General features: G+C 42.6%; 22 protein-coding genes. 13 read left to right on the plus strand and 9 right to left on the minus strand.

Features of this window, described 5'->3' with window-relative positions:
- Positions 1-9: 9 nt before the first annotated feature.
- Positions 10-420 (minus strand): ribonuclease E inhibitor RraB, encoded by a 411-nt coding sequence (gene rraB / locus AAFM34_RS10640; protein ID WP_239174060.1) that lies wholly within the window; start codon positions 418-420, stop codon positions 10-12.
- A gap of 564 nt (positions 421-984) precedes the next feature.
- Here rraB and arcA point away from each other — a divergent pair.
- Complete coding sequence (arcA, locus tag AAFM34_RS10645; protein WP_341662634.1) at positions 985-2,205, plus strand: arginine deiminase; 1,221 nt, start codon at positions 985-987, stop codon at positions 2,203-2,205.
- A gap of 67 nt (positions 2,206-2,272) precedes the next feature.
- Here the strand turns inward: arcA and AAFM34_RS10650 are convergent, their stop codons facing one another.
- The 8 genes from AAFM34_RS10650 to mlaF form a co-directional block, all read right to left on the minus strand.
- Complete coding sequence (locus AAFM34_RS10650; protein WP_341662636.1) at positions 2,273-3,013, minus strand: 1-acylglycerol-3-phosphate O-acyltransferase; 741 nt, start codon at positions 3,011-3,013, stop codon at positions 2,273-2,275.
- Positions 3,014-3,125: 112 nt separating this feature from the next.
- Positions 3,126-4,391, minus strand: coding sequence for a UDP-N-acetylglucosamine 1-carboxyvinyltransferase (gene murA / locus AAFM34_RS10655; RefSeq protein WP_341662638.1), 1,266 nt, complete (start codon positions 4,389-4,391; stop codon positions 3,126-3,128).
- Positions 4,392-4,400: 9 nt separating this feature from the next.
- Positions 4,401-4,655: a BolA family iron metabolism protein IbaG gene (gene ibaG, locus AAFM34_RS10660; protein ID WP_341662640.1), complete on the minus strand. Its 255-nt coding sequence runs from the start codon at positions 4,653-4,655 to the stop codon at positions 4,401-4,403.
- A 13-nt stretch (positions 4,656-4,668) separates the two neighbouring features.
- Positions 4,669-4,977, minus strand: a complete 309-nt coding sequence (locus tag AAFM34_RS10665; protein ID WP_341662642.1) for an STAS domain-containing protein — start codon at positions 4,975-4,977, stop codon at positions 4,669-4,671.
- Positions 4,974-5,615, minus strand: coding sequence for a phospholipid-binding protein MlaC (mlaC, locus tag AAFM34_RS10670; RefSeq protein WP_341662644.1), 642 nt, complete (start codon positions 5,613-5,615; stop codon positions 4,974-4,976). The genes AAFM34_RS10665 and mlaC overlap by 4 nt, the downstream gene beginning before the upstream one ends.
- 2 nt (positions 5,616-5,617) lie before the next feature.
- Complete coding sequence (gene mlaD / locus AAFM34_RS10675) at positions 5,618-6,112, minus strand: outer membrane lipid asymmetry maintenance protein MlaD (RefSeq protein ID WP_341662646.1); 495 nt, start codon at positions 6,110-6,112, stop codon at positions 5,618-5,620.
- Between the two features lie 2 nt (positions 6,113-6,114).
- Positions 6,115-6,906, minus strand: coding sequence for a lipid asymmetry maintenance ABC transporter permease subunit MlaE (mlaE, locus tag AAFM34_RS10680; protein ID WP_341662648.1), 792 nt, complete (start codon positions 6,904-6,906; stop codon positions 6,115-6,117).
- The gene (mlaF, locus tag AAFM34_RS10685) at positions 6,896-7,699 is read right to left on the minus strand and encodes a phospholipid ABC transporter ATP-binding protein MlaF (RefSeq protein ID WP_341662650.1); all 804 of its coding nucleotides are present in this window, start codon (positions 7,697-7,699) and stop codon (positions 6,896-6,898) included. The genes mlaE and mlaF overlap by 11 nt, the downstream gene beginning before the upstream one ends.
- 235 nt (positions 7,700-7,934) lie before the next feature.
- Here mlaF and AAFM34_RS10690 point away from each other — a divergent pair, with 235 nt between their 5' ends.
- From AAFM34_RS10690 to mgtE, 12 genes are all read left to right on the plus strand, one after another.
- Positions 7,935-8,906 (plus strand): calcium/sodium antiporter, encoded by a 972-nt coding sequence (locus AAFM34_RS10690; protein ID WP_341662652.1) that lies wholly within the window; start codon positions 7,935-7,937, stop codon positions 8,904-8,906.
- A gap of 23 nt (positions 8,907-8,929) precedes the next feature.
- A complete protein-coding gene (locus tag AAFM34_RS10695) occupies positions 8,930-9,895 on the plus strand; it encodes a KpsF/GutQ family sugar-phosphate isomerase (protein WP_341662654.1) in 966 nt (321 codons plus the stop codon).
- Positions 9,895-10,452: a 3-deoxy-manno-octulosonate-8-phosphatase KdsC gene (kdsC, locus tag AAFM34_RS10700; protein WP_341662656.1), complete on the plus strand. Its 558-nt coding sequence runs from the start codon at positions 9,895-9,897 to the stop codon at positions 10,450-10,452. Before AAFM34_RS10695 ends, kdsC begins: the two co-directional genes overlap by 1 nt.
- On the plus strand, positions 10,449-11,012 hold the full coding sequence (gene lptC, locus AAFM34_RS10705; RefSeq protein ID WP_341662658.1) for an LPS export ABC transporter periplasmic protein LptC: 564 nt from the start codon (positions 10,449-10,451) through the stop codon (positions 11,010-11,012). Before kdsC ends, lptC begins: the two co-directional genes overlap by 4 nt.
- Complete coding sequence (lptA, locus tag AAFM34_RS10710; RefSeq protein WP_341662660.1) at positions 10,993-11,490, plus strand: lipopolysaccharide transport periplasmic protein LptA; 498 nt, start codon at positions 10,993-10,995, stop codon at positions 11,488-11,490. Before lptC ends, lptA begins: the two co-directional genes overlap by 20 nt.
- 2 nt (positions 11,491-11,492) lie before the next feature.
- Positions 11,493-12,218, plus strand: a complete 726-nt coding sequence (gene lptB / locus AAFM34_RS10715) for an LPS export ABC transporter ATP-binding protein (protein WP_160933272.1) — start codon at positions 11,493-11,495, stop codon at positions 12,216-12,218.
- A 51-nt stretch (positions 12,219-12,269) separates the two neighbouring features.
- Positions 12,270-13,730, plus strand: a complete 1,461-nt coding sequence (locus AAFM34_RS10720; protein ID WP_341662664.1) for an RNA polymerase factor sigma-54 — start codon at positions 12,270-12,272, stop codon at positions 13,728-13,730.
- A 25-nt stretch (positions 13,731-13,755) separates the two neighbouring features.
- Entirely contained in the window at positions 13,756-14,043 is a 288-nt protein-coding gene (gene hpf, locus AAFM34_RS10725) for a ribosome hibernation promoting factor (protein WP_341662666.1), read from the plus strand.
- Positions 14,044-14,048: 5 nt separating this feature from the next.
- Positions 14,049-14,495, plus strand: a complete 447-nt coding sequence (gene ptsN, locus AAFM34_RS10730) for a PTS IIA-like nitrogen regulatory protein PtsN (protein ID WP_341662668.1) — start codon at positions 14,049-14,051, stop codon at positions 14,493-14,495.
- Positions 14,495-15,358 carry an RNase adapter RapZ gene (rapZ, locus tag AAFM34_RS10735; RefSeq protein WP_341662670.1) on the plus strand — a complete coding sequence of 288 codons (864 nt, stop codon included), beginning with the start codon at positions 14,495-14,497 and terminating at the stop codon, positions 15,356-15,358. The genes ptsN and rapZ overlap by 1 nt, the downstream gene beginning before the upstream one ends.
- Before the next feature lie 3 nt (positions 15,359-15,361).
- On the plus strand, positions 15,362-15,640 hold the full coding sequence (locus AAFM34_RS10740) for an HPr family phosphocarrier protein (protein WP_341662672.1): 279 nt from the start codon (positions 15,362-15,364) through the stop codon (positions 15,638-15,640).
- A 114-nt stretch (positions 15,641-15,754) separates the two neighbouring features.
- Positions 15,755-17,110, plus strand: coding sequence for a magnesium transporter (mgtE, locus tag AAFM34_RS10745; RefSeq protein WP_341662673.1), 1,356 nt, complete (start codon positions 15,755-15,757; stop codon positions 17,108-17,110).
- Positions 17,111-17,196 lie beyond the last annotated feature (86 nt).

Genomic DNA, 17,196 nt, shown 5'->3' on the forward strand with positions numbered 1-17,196 from the left:
ACTGAGAGTTCAATCTTCCTCATCTTGTTCAGGATACAGGGCATCTTCACCCTCGTAGTAGGTTCCCCAGCCATCATAAATAATGTCGTACTTCTCAGCGAGGTGAATTAGCTTTTCTACTTGAGCATCTATTGCCTCTGCGTTCAGCGCCGATTCCATTGTCGCATCACAGCAAAGTAGTTTATTTCCATCTTCATCTTCAGTCTCTTCAGCTTCTAAAACCTCAAAGCCCATTTTAAAAGCCTCTACAACCGCTTTTTCTAAAGTTTCAAAGTTTTCTGCAAAAAGATGATGCTCAATGTCATATAATGCATCTGGTTCACTCCCATCTTCCAGCAGTGCTTGGATGATATCGCGAGTCTCCTCCTTTTGAATCTCAATTAATTCTTCAACTGATAGATATTCGTCTTCGTGAGACATAAGTCGGCTCCAGATAGTGGCAATATTGATCATAAATTAACGCCAAGAAATATCGCATGGATACCATTAAATTGCTACCCACAATAACGCTAGCGTAGTCACTTGATAGGTCATTTAACTAAAGGTAAGAGCAGATCAAGCTCACAAACGGGGAAAATTAACATTTTTTTATCATAAGCGATATTCAGAACTATCTACCACTAGCCGCTACCTGTAATAAAAAACCCTAATGCGTTTTTATTTTCTACTTATGCATAGATTCATTTTCAACAAAACTGCATATAAATATGGGTTTAAAGCTAATATTTGTTACATAGTGAATAGGTATGCTTAAAACATTTCTAGCCTGTCAATAATTACAAATGAGCACAGCGAATAGTGACGCATTACAACACCTACCACCTAAGCCATCACAATAGGTTAAAGCAGTTAAATAATAACCATTTATCAGCATATAAAACCAACAATTACTTAAAATCCAGTCATTGACTCCAGTAAATAGACTTGCATCTTGATAACAAGCTTGTCATAAATAGGCAATGGAAATTATTGTAAGGATGCAGAATGAGTAAGTTATACGTAGGTTCAGAAGTCGGCCAGTTGAGGCGTGTACTTTTGGCTCGCCCAGAGCGAGCACTGACACACCTAACGCCTTCAAACTGCCACGAACTACTGTTTGACGATGTTCTTGCCGTAGAAGCGGCGGGAGAAGAACATGATCAATTTGCACAAACATTAACAGATCAGGGTGTAGAGGTTTTACTCCTCCATGATCTATTAGTCGAGACACTGTCTGTGAAAGAGGCAAAAGAGTGGCTACTAGATACCCAAATATCAGATTTTCGTTATGGCCCCACCTTTGCGAGAGATTTACGCCATTACCTATCCGATATGGATAACGAGCACCTAGCCACTGTGCTGCTTGGCGGGCTGGCCTACTCAGAATTACCAATCCAGTCGTCTTCAATGCTGCCCAAAATGCATCGTCCTCTGGATTTTGTGATCGAGCCTCTACCCAATCATTTATTCACTCGTGATACATCATGCTGGGTGTATGGCGGCGTTTCTCTAAACCCAATGATGAAACCTGCAAGACAGCGAGAAACCAATCATTTAAGAGCAATTTACCGCTGGCACCCTGTATTTGCAGGCCAAGATTTCATTAAATATTTTGGTGATGAAGATTTACATTATGATAATGCCAATATTGAAGGTGGCGATGTTCTCGTCATCGGAAAAGGTGCTGTACTCGTTGGAATGTCTGAACGCAGCACTCCGCAAGGGGTTGAGAATCTAGCAGCTAATCTATTCCGTCATGGTCAGGCAAAGCAAGTCATCGCTGTTGATTTACCCAAACATAGATCTTGTATGCACCTAGATACCGTAATGACCCACATGGATATTGATACTTTCTCTGTTTATCCAGAAATCATGCGAAAAGACCTCGACACATGGAAGCTTACACCAAAAGGCAGTAATGAGATGACGGTGGAGCAAGTTCCAAGTTATACCCATGCAATTGAACAAGCTCTTGGCGTTGACTACCTCAAAATTATTACCACAGGTGGCAATAATTATGAAGCAGAGCGCGAGCAATGGAATGATGCCAATAATGTGTTGACCGTCAAACCCGGTGTCGTGATTGGCTATGAGCGCAACGTGTACACCAATGAAAAATATGACAAAGCAGGTATTACCGTTTTACCCATCCCTGGCAATGAGTTAGGCCGTGGGCGAGGTGGAGCTCGTTGTATGAGCTGTCCAATAGAGAGAGACAATATCTAGAGCAAAGAACAATAAACGAAAAGGGGAAAGCATTGCTTTCCCCTTTTGCCACCAAAGCTGGCTCCGTTCAAGCTCTAACACCAGACTCTAAATTAAGCGCTTTTACTTCTTCATCTAATGCTTGGAGCTTGTCTTTCATCTGCTGATGGCAAATGTTAGCAAACTCTCGAATATTACCTTTATCGAAATCTTCTGAACTGACAGGTGGAAGCATCTCAACAATCACATGACCATTATTCCAGCGGTTGAGTTTAAGGCCACATGTCGTACTACACACAATTGGTACAACCGCAACCTTAGCTCCTACCGCCGCATGAAATGCGCCTGTTTTAAATGGTAATAAACCGCGTCCACGAGAGCGTGTGCCTTCAGGAAACATCCATACTGACACTTCGCTAGCTTTCATATTATCAACAACTTGATCGATAGTGCTTTTGGCTTTTGAGCGATTAGCTCTATCGATCAATATATTACCCGTCAACCAATACAATTGGCCAAACAAAGGCATCCAAGCCAAACTTTTTTTCCCTACCGTAACCACTTTAGGCGTCACTGCTGAAGATACGGTAAACAAATCCCAATTATTCTGATGGTTTGCAATATAGACATGCTGTCCACGTTGGTATGCATCACTCGGTATGCGTAATTCTAGAGTGACACCAAAGACACGAGACATCTTGCTAAACAAGCGACCAAAGGTAAAAACATGTTTGGGGTTTCGAGGACTCAATAAGCAATAACCACAGCCAAATATAAACATCACAATGGCAAAAATCGCGATAGCGAATACACGTAATAGTGCAATCATTAGTTGTGCTCCAACAACAAAACAGTCAGTAGTCTATGTCCATGACTCTAACTGATCTTACTCTCATAAAAAAGCCGAAACTCCCGTTTCGGCTTAGCTTTGCGAGTTAGAATCAGTGAGAATCGCTAAAGCGCTCTATATTCGCTCCAAGAGCAGATAACTTATCTTCAATCTTATCGTAACCGCGATCTATATGATAAATTCTATCGACGATCGTTTCACCTTGAGCAATGCAACCTGCTATAACTAAACTGGCTGACGCACGTAAATCAGTCGCCATTACTTGAGCACCGCTTAATTCTTCTACATCACCACAAATAACAGTGTTGCCTTCAATTTCAGCTTTTGCGCCCATGCGCATCAGTTCAGGCACGTGCATAAAGCGATTTTCGAAAATGGTTTCCGTGATCACTCCACCACCTTGAGCCATGATGTTCAGCAGAGTAAATTGTGCTTGCATATCGGTCGGAAAACCTGGGTGCGGCGCGGTTCGGACAGTCACAGCTTTTAACTCGCGCTCACGCATATCAACTGAAATCCAGTCTTCGCCAGTTTCAACTTTAGCTCCGGCCTCTTCTAGCTTTGCTAACACAGCTTCAAGTAAATGGGCTTTCGTATTACGGCATACCACTTTGCCTCGTGATACCGCAGCGGCCACTAGGAAGGTGCCTGTTTCAATGCGATCTGCCACAACAGCGTGTTTTCCACCACCAAGATATTCAACACCTTCAATGGTAATAGTATCTGTACCTGCGCCCGATACCTTGGCACCAAGTTGATTAAGAAACTCTGCAGTATCAACAATTTCAGGCTCACGAGCGGCATTATCTAACACCGTCGTTCCTTGTGCCAAAGTCGCAGCACTCATTATGGTTATCGTGGCACCGACACTCACCTTATCCATGACAATATGAGCACCTTGTAATCGCCCATCAACACTTGCCTTTACATAACCATCTTCTAGCACAATGGTTGCGCCCAGTTGCTCCAAGCCATGTATATGAAGATCAACGGGTCTAGCCCCAATAGCGCAACCACCAGGCAGTGATACTTGTCCCTGGCCAAAACGAGCAACCAAAGGTCCCAAAGCCCATATCGATGCGCGCATGGTTTTGACTAAATCATACGGTGCACAAAATTCATGGATACCACTTGGATCGACATGGACAGAACCATTACGCTCAACTTTCGCACCTAAGCGTTTAAGCAGCTCCATTGTGGTGTCAATATCACGCAAATGAGGAACATTGGCTACCTCTACTGGCTCTTGGGCCAAAATAGAAGCAAATAATATAGGCAATGCCGCATTTTTTGCCCCTGAAATCGTCACTTCACCATTCAGTGGTTGCTTGGAACCTATTACTCGAAACTTATCCATTATTAACCCTTACAGAGACATCAACTTCTTATCTCGAGCCCACTCTTCCGGAGAGTAAGCCTTAATAGAAACGGCATGGATGTCATTTCGTTGAATATATTCCATCAAAGGCGCATATACCAACTGCTGTTTTTTTACTCGACTCATACCCTCAAAGCAAGCATCTACCGCCACAACTTCATAATGGCTACCCTCACCTTTTACGTGAAGTTCTTCTAAATTAAGTGCTTGCTCTAAAATTTGCTGTACTTTGGCACTATCCACCACTTACCCCTGTTTAATTCTTTATGTGCCCATTGATACATTCTTCAACATTGCTCAACTGAAACAAAGTTAGCAGTTGTTTTGGCACGAAACTGAGCATTATATGACAGTTTTTAATTTTTGCATGCTCTAAAAGATGAATTAGCATCACCATACCAGCAGAGTCCACTCGCTCTACGTTTTCTAAACTTAGATTAATACTTGAGTGACTAGGATTCCATTGAGACAAGTATGTCCATAGTTCTGGCACAGACTCTCTGTCTAACACTCCTAGTATCTGATATTTGTCGTCAGATATTTTCCGCCACTGTTCTGAGTTCATTTGTCTTTACTCTCAAAACGAATCGGTCGAGCAGCTAGCTCCTCAAGATCCTTAGCAACTGCCAAGATGCCATCTTGACGTAATTGTGTGCTCCACTCTGACTGCTTGCTGGAAAGTAAACTGATTCCCTCTGCGATAATATCAAACGCCTTCCATTCGCCCGTTTTTTTATTTTTTCGCAATTTAAACTCAAGCTTGATATTAGGCCTTGGGGTGTCGATAATGTCGACTTTAACACCTGTAATTGCCTTACTTGCATCTATTTTAGGCTCTGGACCAAACTCAATCTTCTGATCAGTGTACTGAGTTAAGACTTGGGCATAAGAACTCACCAAGTAAGTTCTAAAAGCAACAATAAATTTACCAACATCTTCACGTTTTGCGCCTTTTAAGTTTGGTCCTAATAATTTTAGTGCAGCGTATTTTTCGTTGACGTAAGGCATTAACTCCTCTTCGACAATCACTTTCAGATGGTCAGGATTCTTATGAATAGCATCCTGCTCTGACTTCAGTCGATTAAAAGCTTGTACAGACACCTGCTTCATCATTTGATAAGGCTGTGTTTTGTCTATATCAGTGGCATTAGCTGTCAGCGTAATAGTGAACAAAGCTAAGCTCATTAATAACTGCTTAAACATGATTATTCCTCTTCCTTCTTGTCTGAGTCACCACCGCCAACGCTATACAAGACTTGTCCGATAAGATCTTCTAATACCAGAGCTGACTTGGTATCTTCGATGTAATTACCGTCGACTAACATCTGTTCATCATCAAAGATAAAGCCTGGTGTTAACCCTATATATTGTTCACCTATCAAACCTGAAGTTAGTATTTTCACACTCGAAGTATCAGGAAATTGGTTATATTCAGCATTAATTGACATAGTCACAACAGGGAGAAGGGTTTCTTTATTGAGCCCAATATCTGCAACACGCCCAATAACTACACCTCCAACTTTAACGGGTGAGCGGACTTTCAAACTTCCTATATTGTCGAACTCTGCTTTTAGCATGTAAGTATCGTTAGAACCTAACCCTTTTACGTCAGCTACTTGAAAAATCATTACCAAAACTGCGCAAATTCCAGCAATAACGAAAGTGCCAACCCATAATTCAATCTTTCTTGTTTGTTGCATACTTAATTCCCAAACATCAATGCTGTCAGTACAAAGTCTAAACCAAGTACTGCCAATGAAGAATGTACAACGGTACGAGTCGTTGCTCGACTTATCCCTTCAGAAGTTGGAATAGCGTCATACCCATTGAATAATGCTATCCAAGTCACTGTGATAGCAAATACTAAACTTTTAATTAAGCTATTGCCGATATCCTGCCCGAGTTCAACCGAAGCTTGCATTGCAGCCCAAAAGCTACCATGATCAATGCCTTTCCAATCGACACCAACTAATTGACCACCCCAAATACCTACAGCCATAAAAATCATCGCTAGCATAGGCATTGATATCACTCCGGCCCAAAAACGCGGGGCAATAACTCTCTTTAAAGGGTCGACAGCCATCATTTCCAAACTGGATAACTGCTCTGTCGCCTTCATTAAGCCGATTTCAGCGGTCAAGGCCGAGCCTGCCCTACCTGCAAATAATAATGCAGTGACAACAGGTCCCAGTTCTCGTAGCAGCGATAAAGCGACCATTTGTCCAAGCGCACCCTCTGCACCAAAATCCACCAGAATGATGTAACCTTGCAGGCTCAATACCATCCCAATAAACAGCCCCGATAATACAATGATGATCAAAGATTGAACGCCAACGCTATACAACTGCTTAATCAATAAAGGCAAGTTTTTAATTGGTTGAGGCCGTGATATAAGAGCACCGAACACCATCAAACTTGCGCGGCCAAAAGACTCGAATACATTCAGTGTTCTTCGGCCTGTTGCGACAATAAAGTCTGCCGGGTCAAATGCCATCGAAGATCTCCTTCGCTAAAGACTGTGCGGGGAAGCGAAATGGGACTGGTCCATCGGCTTCCCCTTGAAGAAATTGTTGTACTTGTGGATCAGGGTTAGCTTTTAACTCTTCTGGCGTCCCCTTAGCAATAATTTTCCCATTGGCCAAAATGTACACCCAATCGGCAATACTCATTACTTCAGGAACATCATGCGACACCACAATAGAAGTAATACCCAAAGCTTGGCTTAAGTTACGAATCAGTTCGACCAATACTCCCGTTGTAATAGGGTCTTGGCCAACAAAGGGTTCATCATACATGATAAGCTCAGGGTCAAGTGCGATTGCGCGAGCCAAAGCAGCTCTTCGGGCCATCCCACCAGACAGTTCACTCGGCATAAGCTGAGCTGCGCCTCTTAAGCCGACGGCTTCAAGCTTCAATAATACTAAAGTTCGAACAAGTTCTTCACTCAAATGCGTATGTTCTCGCAGTGGAAAAGCAACATTGTCAAAAACAGTCAGATCGGTAAATAATGCCCCGGATTGGAACAACATGCTCATTTTTTTTCGCTCTTGATACAAGCGCTTACGACTCAATGCTGGAATGTTCTTGCCATCAAACCACACTTCTCCTTGTTCAGGATGAAGTTGCCCTCCAATTAGGCGCAATAAAGTCGTTTTACCTATGCCGGAAGGTCCCATAATTGCGGTAATTTTTCCGCTAGGAACGTTTAGGCTAACATCATCAAATATTCGCCTTTTACCGCGAGAAAAAGTTAAGTTTTTAATGGTTACAAGATCAGAAGAAGACATGGTACACCCTGACTTAGTGCTTTGAATCAGCAATCATAAGCGCATTAAGTAACAATTTAAAGCACTGTTCAATTAATTATGATTAACATGTTACTAAATAAACCTCTCTTCATTACCATAGCTGATATCGACCATCAATTTAATTGGTGAGCAATTAATTACTTCCCTTTTTTAAGTTAAACCGTCAAAATCGACTGTTAATTTTGTCCATTTAGCCACTGAATTAAGGATCACCATGTTTGAAGCGATTGCGTTTCTAGTTGTTGGATTAGCCTTTCTTGTTTGGAGTGCTGATAAACTCGTTTTTGGTGCTGCTGCAATAGCACGAAACATGGGAATATCTCCACTTGTTATAGGTATGACCATCTTGGCAATGGGCTCTTCTGCCCCAGAAATGATGGTATCAGCAACCGCTGCATTAGGTGGTAAAACAGATACCGCAGTCGGCAACGTTTTAGGCTCAAACATTGCTAATATTGCTTTAATTCTCGGCATTACAGCCATGGTCAAACCTTTGTCTATTAGTTCAGCTATTCTACGCAGAGAGTTACCTCTAATGATTGGGGTGACGATTCTTGCTGGGGTATTACTGTGGGATAGCCGGCTCGGGTTTTATGAAGGCATATTGCTGTTTATTCTCTTTGCCGCATTTATAATCGCTATGCTACGTATTAGTCGAAAAGAACAAAAAAGTGGTCAACAGGATCCTTTACTTGAAGAGCAAGAATCAGAAATACCGGAAGGTGTTAGTAACCTCAAAGCAACAATGTGGGTAGTCTTGGGACTCATTATTTTACCTATCGCTGCAGATACGTTGGTCGAAAGTGCTGTGTATATCGCCCAATATTTTGGCATGAGTGACCTTGTAATTGGACTCACCATAATAGCGGTCGGCACGAGCTTACCAGAACTTGCCGCATCACTGGCGGGTGTTATGAAAGGTGAAGACGATATGGCCGTGGGTAATATTATTGGCTCTAATGTCTTTAATATTCTTGCGGTTATGGGCATTCCAGGGATTTTAAATCCATCGGTTCTTAGTGAATATGCCATGGGAAGAGACTTTTGGATCATGCTGGGTGTCTCTTTACTCTTGGTTGCTATGGCATTAGGTAAATCACGAAGTATCAATCGTATTGAGGGTGCAGTCCTTTTCTTCTGCTTTATTGCGTACCAAGGATACTTAATCCTCAATATGACAGCTTAATTATTAATTGCTGGGAGTTTGACATGTTTGACTTTCGCTCCGCTGCCCTCGCAGTGTTGAAAACAGAGATCGAGGCTCTTGAGCAGCTCGACCAATATGTAAATGAAGACTTTATAAATACCTGCGAACTAATTCTTGCTAATCACGATGGGAAAGTTGTGGTTATGGGGATGGGTAAATCTGGTCATATTGGAAAAAAGATCGCCGCCACACTCGCTAGCACAGGCACCTCTGCGTTTTTTGTGCATCCCGGAGAAGCCGCTCATGGCGACCTTGGTATGATAAAAGCTGGAGATATTCTCCTTGCAATATCAAACTCTGGTGAATCTTCTGAGATCCTAGCTTTATTCCCAGTTCTTAAACGACTTAACATTAAAATAATCAGCATGACAGGAAAACCCTCTTCAAGCATGGCGAAGTTGTCTGACTGTCATTTGCAAATCACAGTCCCAAAGGAGGCATGCCCTCTAGGTCTCGCTCCGACCGCAAGCACAACAGCCACTTTAGCTATGGGAGATGCCTTGGCGGTCGCTTTACTTCAAGCTCGCGGTTTTACAGCTGAAGATTTTGCTTTATCACACCCAGGAGGTGCTTTAGGAAGAAAGTTATTATTGAGACTTTCTGATATTATGCACACAGGAGATAAGCTTCCTCTAGTGAAACCCGAAACCCTAGTTAGAGACGCATTGTTAGTCATTAGTCAAAAAGGTCTTGGGATGACGGCTGTCGTAGACGAAAAGCAAAAATTGGTTGGTATTTTCACTGATGGTGATCTGCGCCGTATACTCGACAAACGTATTGACATACATAACGCAAAAATCAGCGATGTTATGACCACTCACCCTACCACGGCTAATCCCAACATTCTTGCTGCTGAAGGGCTCAACTTAATGCAAGATAAGTCGATAAATGGTCTGATTTTGTGTGACAAAGATAAGGTTGTCGGCGCACTAAACATGCACGATCTATTGAAAGCAGGAGTCATGTAATGTCGGCTATGATTCAAACTTTATACAAATCAGTGGAACAAAATACATTTAACATTGCCAAAAATATTAAGTTATTGATTTGCGATGTAGATGGTGTGTTTTCTGATGGGCGCATTTACATGGGTAATAACGGGGAAGAATTAAAAACTTTCCACACAAGAGATGGTTACGGTGTGAAATCACTGATGAATGCGGGGATCGAGGTCGCGATTATCACTGGCAGAAAGTCTAATATTGTGGAAAATCGCATGAATGCCCTTGGTATTTCATTGATATATCAAGGACAAGAAGACAAACTAAAAGCATACCATGACATATGTGATAAGTTGAAAGTGTCTCCTCAACATATTGGCTATATCGGCGATGATCTCATCGATTGGCCTGTGATGGAGAAAGTGGCATTAAAAGTCTGTGTCGCTGATGGCCATCCATTATTGGCACAGCGAGCAAACTATGTCACTAAAACGCTTGGTGGGCACGGAGCTGTCAGAGAAGTCTGTGATCTTATCTTACAGTCTCGTAATGAACTTGAAGTCCATCAAGGTTTGAGTATATGAGCTTATCCCGTATTGGTTACCTTTTGCTGGCATTCGTTATTTCTTGGTCAACATACTATTTGATCGAGAGAAGCGATGGGTACGACATACAGGTTGAACCAAACACTGAACTCCCCATGTTTAGCGGTGAAAACCTAACCAACACCTCATTCAACGAGCAAGGTATTCGCAGCTATATCATTACCTCTGTTAGACTTGACCACTACGCCACAAGCGGTAATACCATTTTTGATCACCCAGTCTTAAAAGTTTACAGAGAGGGAACGACACAAGAGTGGGAGGTCACAGCTAAACAGGGCACCTTGGATAAAGACCATGTCCTGACTCTGCGAACAAATGTACTTGCAAAAAACCTACTGCCTGAATCAGGTTTTGATACTATGTCAACCGAAATACTGAGCATTCAACTAGACAATCGCGATTTTTGGGCTGACAACCAAGTTACTCTAGTCGGACCACAATTTGAAACCGTAGGCCAAGCAATGAAAGGTAACTTTGCCGAGAACAATGCGACCCTATACAATAACGTACAAAGTAGATATGAAACTGTCACACCTTAGCCTAATTTCTTTTTTACTAATTTCAGGACCAGTTTTGGCCTTGTCCACTGATCTAGATCAGCCAGCCTATATCAACTCTGCAACTCAGCAGCTTGATATGCAAAGCAATAAAGCGACTTTTATTGGAGAGGTAACACTCAAACAAGGAAGTATCAATATCAACGCAGATAAGGTTATTGTTACCCGTAATCCAAAGGATGGTTCAATTCAGGAGATTGAAGGGTATGGCGAGCTTGCCACTTTTTCGCAGCTTACTGATGATGGAAAAACACTTTATGGGGAAGCAAAAGAGCTGTACTACAAAGTCGTCAAAGATGAGCTAATCATGATAGAAAAAGCAATGTTATCTCAGGATGACAGCGAAATACGCAGCAAAAAAATTCGCTATAAGATTTCTGAGCAAAAGCTTATCGCAGATGGAAATCAGACCGGTGAGCGGGTGAAAACTATCCTTCAGCCACAAACGATCCAAGAATAACTATGGCAAAATTAAAAGCAGAGCACTTAGCAAAAACCTATGGTAATCGACAAGTTGTCAGCGATGTAAGTCTAGAAGTAACTTCAGGGCAAATCGTTGGCCTGCTCGGCCCAAATGGGGCAGGTAAAACCACTTCGTTTTATATGATAGTTGGTCTTGTCGCTCGAGACGAAGGGTCCATTACTATTGACGGTAAAGATATTAGTATTCTTCCTATGCACAGCCGTTCCCGAATGGGAATTGGCTACTTACCACAAGAAGCCTCTATCTTTCGCAAACTGTCAGTTGAAGATAACATCATGGCAGTTTTGGAAACTCGTGATGAACTTACACGCGAGCAAAGGCAAGACAAACTAGAAGATTTACTTGAAGAGTTTCATATTCAGCACATTCGACACAGCGCAGGTATGGCACTCTCTGGTGGGGAGCGTCGGCGCGTGGAAATCGCCAGAGCTCTAGCTGCCAACCCTCAATTTATTTTGTTAGATGAACCCTTTGCTGGTGTTGATCCTATCTCCGTCATCGACATCAAAAAGATTATTGAACACCTACGCGATCGTGGCTTAGGTGTCCTCATCACAGACCATAATGTACGTGAGACATTAGATGTGTGTGAAAAAGCATATATTGTCAGCCAAGGCCACTTGATAGCTGAAGGCACGCCAGATCAAGTGCTTAACAATGAACAAGTAAAACAAGTTTATCTCGGTGAGCAATTCCGTCTATGATTAAAATGAAGAACGATAAGATTCTATAGCATCTAAGGCAAATAATACTGAATGAAACCCTCATTACAACTCAAGCTAGGACAACAGTTAGCAATGACTCCACAGTTGCAACAAGCTATTCGCTTGCTGCAACTCTCTACTTTGGATCTTCAACAAGAGATTCAAGAAGCCTTAGACTCCAACCCACTGCTAGAAGTAGAAGAAGGCGCCGAAGATAATACAAATAACGAAGAAAAAGTAGCCAGTGAGGAAAAAGAAAGTAATTCCGAAGTCACTGAGCCAGAAGTGAAAGACAGCTCTGAACTTATCGAGACTTCGGAAATAAGTAATGAGCTTGAAATTGATACCACATGGGAAGATGTGTATAGCGCTAATACCGGCAGTACAGGTCTAGCTTTAGACGACGACACTCCTGTGTACCAAGGTGAAACCACCCAGTCATTACATGATTACCTAACGTGGCAATTGGATTTAACCCCATTTAGCGATACGGATAGAACCATAGCTATGGCGATAATTGATGCCATAGACGATTACGGCTATTTAACCGTATCAACTCAAGACATACTTGAGAGCTTTAACCATGAAGAAATCGAGCTCGAAGAAATAGAAGCCGTACGTAAACGTATTCAGCAATTCGACCCATTGGGTGTTGCATCAAATAATTTGCAAGACTGTCTGCTGCTACAGCTTGCTGCTTTTCCAGAAGATACTCCTTGGCTAAAAGAAGCCCAATTAGTACTAACCGAGCACATAGACCAGCTAGGTAATCGCGATTATAAGCTGATTATAAAAGAAGCTAGACTAAAGGAATCTGATCTCAAAGAAGCCTTAAACTTAATCCAACAATTGGACCCAAGACCTGGCAGCCGTATTGCTGCAGAACATGCTGAATATGTCATTCCTGATGTGTCGGTATTTAAAGAACACGGTAAATGGCGAGTAACCATAAACCCTGACTCTATACCTAGGCTTAAAGTCAATCAACATTATGCAGCTTTAGGAAAAGGGAACAGCTCTGATAGCCAGTATATTCGCTCTAATCTACAAGAAGCTAAATGGTTGATAAAAAGTCTAGAAAGTAGAAATGAAACTTTGTTAAAAGTTGCGAAATGTATCGTTGAACATCAGCGTGATTTCTTTGAATATGGGGAGGAAGCAATGAAACCCATGGTACTCAATGATGTCGCTCTGGATGTTGATATGCACGAATCGACAATTTCAAGGGTAACGACCCAGAAATTCATGCACACTCCGAGAGGTATTTTTGAGCTAAAATATTTCTTTTCTAGCCATGTAAGTACTGATAACGGCGGAGAGTGTTCATCCACTGCAATCAGAGCTTTGATCAAAAAGTTGGTTGCTGCCGAAAATAGTGCCAAACCACTCAGTGACAGTAAGATTGCAGCTCTACTTGCTGACCAAGGGATTCAGGTCGCTAGACGAACCATAGCAAAATACCGTGAATCTCTAGGCATCGCCCCTTCGAGTCAGCGCAAACGCCTGCTTTAAGGCATTTAACCAAGAAGGAAAGTCTATGCAAATCAATATAAATGGCCACCACATTGAGCTTACCGATTCAATGCAAGACTATGTAAATGAAAAGTTTCAAAAGCTTGAGCGCTTTTTTGACCATATAAATAACTTACATGTTGTTTTAAAAGTTGAAAAACTTCGCCAGATCGCAGAAGCTACCCTTCACGTCAACCAAGGCGAGATTCATGCATCTGCGGATGAAGAAAGCATATATGCTGCTATCGACTCTTTGGTGGACAAATTGGTTAGACAATTAAACAAACACAAAGAAAAGCTGAATACACACTAAATATCATGCGATTAAGTGAAATCCTCTCATTGGACTGCACCAAAAGTGCGGTCCAATGTACTAGTAAAAAACGAGCTCTAGAGATGATCAGTGAAATCGTCGCGATGCGCACTGGACAAAACCCTACAGAGCTATTTGAATGTATGCTTAGCCGAGAAAAAGTCGGTAGCACTGGTATAGGTAATGGTATTGCTATACCTCATGCTCGTATGCACTCGACAGACCAAGCCATTGCAGTTTTACTGCAATGTGAATCTCCTATTGAGTTTGATTCAATAGATAATCGACCAGTAGACCTGTTATTTGCTCTACTGGTGCCAGATGCGCAATGTAAAGAGCACCTTAAAACCCTTTCAAACATGGCTGAAAGGCTAAATAACAAGCAAGTCCTAAAACAGTTGCGTAAAGCTAAGTCCGACCAAGAGCTCTACGATATTGTGGTTAACCACTAATGCGACTCATCATAGTTAGCGGGCAATCAGGAGCGGGAAAAACAGTAGCGCTTCGTGTTCTTGAGGATTTAGGCTATTACTGTGTTGACAACTTGCCGATAGATCTACTGGACAAGTTTGTTAAATCAGTCAAATCAAGCAAACAGAATGTAGCGGTTAGCATTGATATTCGTAACTTACCCACAGAACCTAATTTGCTCACTGACGTGCTTACCAAGCTAAAAAAATCTTCCGATGTCAGTGTGCTGTTTCTGGATGCGAAAAAGGATTCACTACTCAAACGCTACAGCGAAACGCGGCGAATTCATCCATTAACACTCAGCCACGAAAACACCTCTCTAGAACAAGCAATAGAGAAAGAGCGCTGCATCCTATCCCCACTAAAAGAACATGCAGACTTAGTAATTGATAGCAGCAATCAGTCTCTGCATGAACTAAGTGAAATGGTCAGAATGCGAATTGAAGGCCGAGAGCGTAAAGATCTTGTCATGGTATTTCAGTCTTTTGGCTATAAATATGGTTTGCCTAGTGACGCTGATTATGTGTTTGACGTGCGCTTTTTACCCAACCCCCATTGGGAGCCGGCATTGAGGCCAATGACAGGGCTCGACGCACCTATCAAAGCTTTTCTGGAAAGTCATCAAGATGTCCTCGATTTAAAAAAGCAAATTGAGACCTTTATAGAAAACTGGTTACCTTTACTTGAGAAAAACAATCGCAGCTATTTAACTGTTGCCATCGGATGCACAGGTGGTCAGCACCGCTCAGTTTATCTTGCCCAGCAAATTGGTGAATACTTTGCCCAGATGGGGCATCAAGTTCAGATCCGCCACAAAAGTCTAGAAAAAAATCACAAGGAATAACCCATGCCACACCAGAGCAGAACCGTCCTCATCCAAAACCGATTGGGGCTACACGCTCGTGCGGCGGTAAAACTTGTTGAGCTCGCTCAATCGTTTAATGTCACCCTAACAATACAAAATCACGAAGGTAAAGAAGTCACCGCGGACAGTGTTATGGGGTTGCTCATGCTTGAGTCTTCACAAGGAGAGCACGTGACGATTACTGCTGACGGTGATGATGCCCAACTCGCACTTGATGCGGTTTGCCACCTGATTGAAGATAAATTCGAAGAGACTGAGTAACTTTGTCACTCAAGATAAAAGAAAAATCATTCCCTTTGTATTAACTTATTAAATAAACACTAAAATTAAGTTACTATTCGACGTATTGTAAGCTTATAGAGTCAGGGGGAAGAGATGGCAGAGCAAATTGAATTTGATCAAGCTCACCAAGCCCTCCAAGAAGTTTCAGAAGCTCTAGAAAATGGCCGATTTGTTCATGTCCGGCGACAACTTCAGGACATGGAGCCGGAAGATATTGCCCATCTGTTAGAAGCCTCTCCACGAAAAAGCCGAGATGTACTCTGGCAACTCACCGATCCTGAAGATTACGGTGAGATCCTTGATGAACTTAGTGAAGACGTCAAAGATGCTTTGGTCTCAAAGATGGAGCCTGAAGTGCTTGCTGAAGCTACCGAAGGCATGGACACCGACGATGTTGCCTACGTTCTGCGAAGTTTACCTGACGATGTCTCACGCGAAGTCCTTTCACAAATGGACATCTCCGACCGCTTAAGAGTCGAGACAGCATTATCCTATCCTGAAGATACTGCCGGTGGTCTAATGAACACGGACGTCATTACCATTCGTGGTGATGTCGATGTGGATGTTGTTCTACGCTATCTGCGCATGAAGGGAGAATTACCTGAAGCAACAGACGCGCTTTACGTGATAGATGAAGACAGTCAGCTTATTGGTCAACTACCGATCACAACCCTAATCACTACACAACCCGATGTCAAAGTTAGTGAAGTTATGGCTGATGCTGACGAAGCGATAGAAGTGACTATGAGTGACTCTGATATTGCCAGCCTTTTTGAGCGGCGAAATTGGGTCTCGGCACCTGTTATTAACGAACATCAACATCTTGTTGGCCGAATTACTATTGATGATGTAGTAGATGTTATTCGTGAAGATGCAGAACACTCAATGATGAGTATGGCGGGTATGGATGATGACGAAGACACCTTTGCCCCTGTATTCAAATCCGCTCGTAAACGCAGTATTTGGCTAGGTGCAAATGTGCTTGCTGCTCTGGCCGCTGCGTCCGTATCGAATATGTTCGAAGCAACGTTAGAGCAAATGGCAGCGATTGCAGTTCTTATGACCATTGTACCTTCGATGGGAGGCGTGGCAGGAAACCAAACCGTAGCACTTGTGATAAGAGGCCTAGCACTTGGTCATATCGGTGATGCGAACAAGCGTGAGCTACTGGCCAAAGAAGCGGCCATAGGCCTAGTAAACGGGATCATGTGGGCGCTGATCATAGGTGGCATTGTGGTCGCTTGGAAAGGCAATTGGATGTTGGGAGGAATTATCTCAGCAGCCATGTTAACCAACCTACTCGTTGCAGGCATCGCAGGGGTTACCATTCCTATCCTTCTGAAAAAAATGAAGATTGACCCTGCACTCGCAGGCGGAATGGCTCTAACAACCGTCACGGATGTCATTGGGTTATCGGTATTTTTAGGCTTGGCAACATTTATGATTTAGCCAAACCAGAGCGATCAAAAAAGCACAGCCCATACTGTAATGCCGTTCACTTAAGGTGAGCGGCATTGTTTTTTCTGGGGTATCGG

The sequence above is a fragment of the Vibrio sp. genome, from assembly GCF_038138445.1.
In the GTDB taxonomy this organism is placed as follows: domain Bacteria; phylum Pseudomonadota; class Gammaproteobacteria; order Enterobacterales; family Vibrionaceae; genus Vibrio.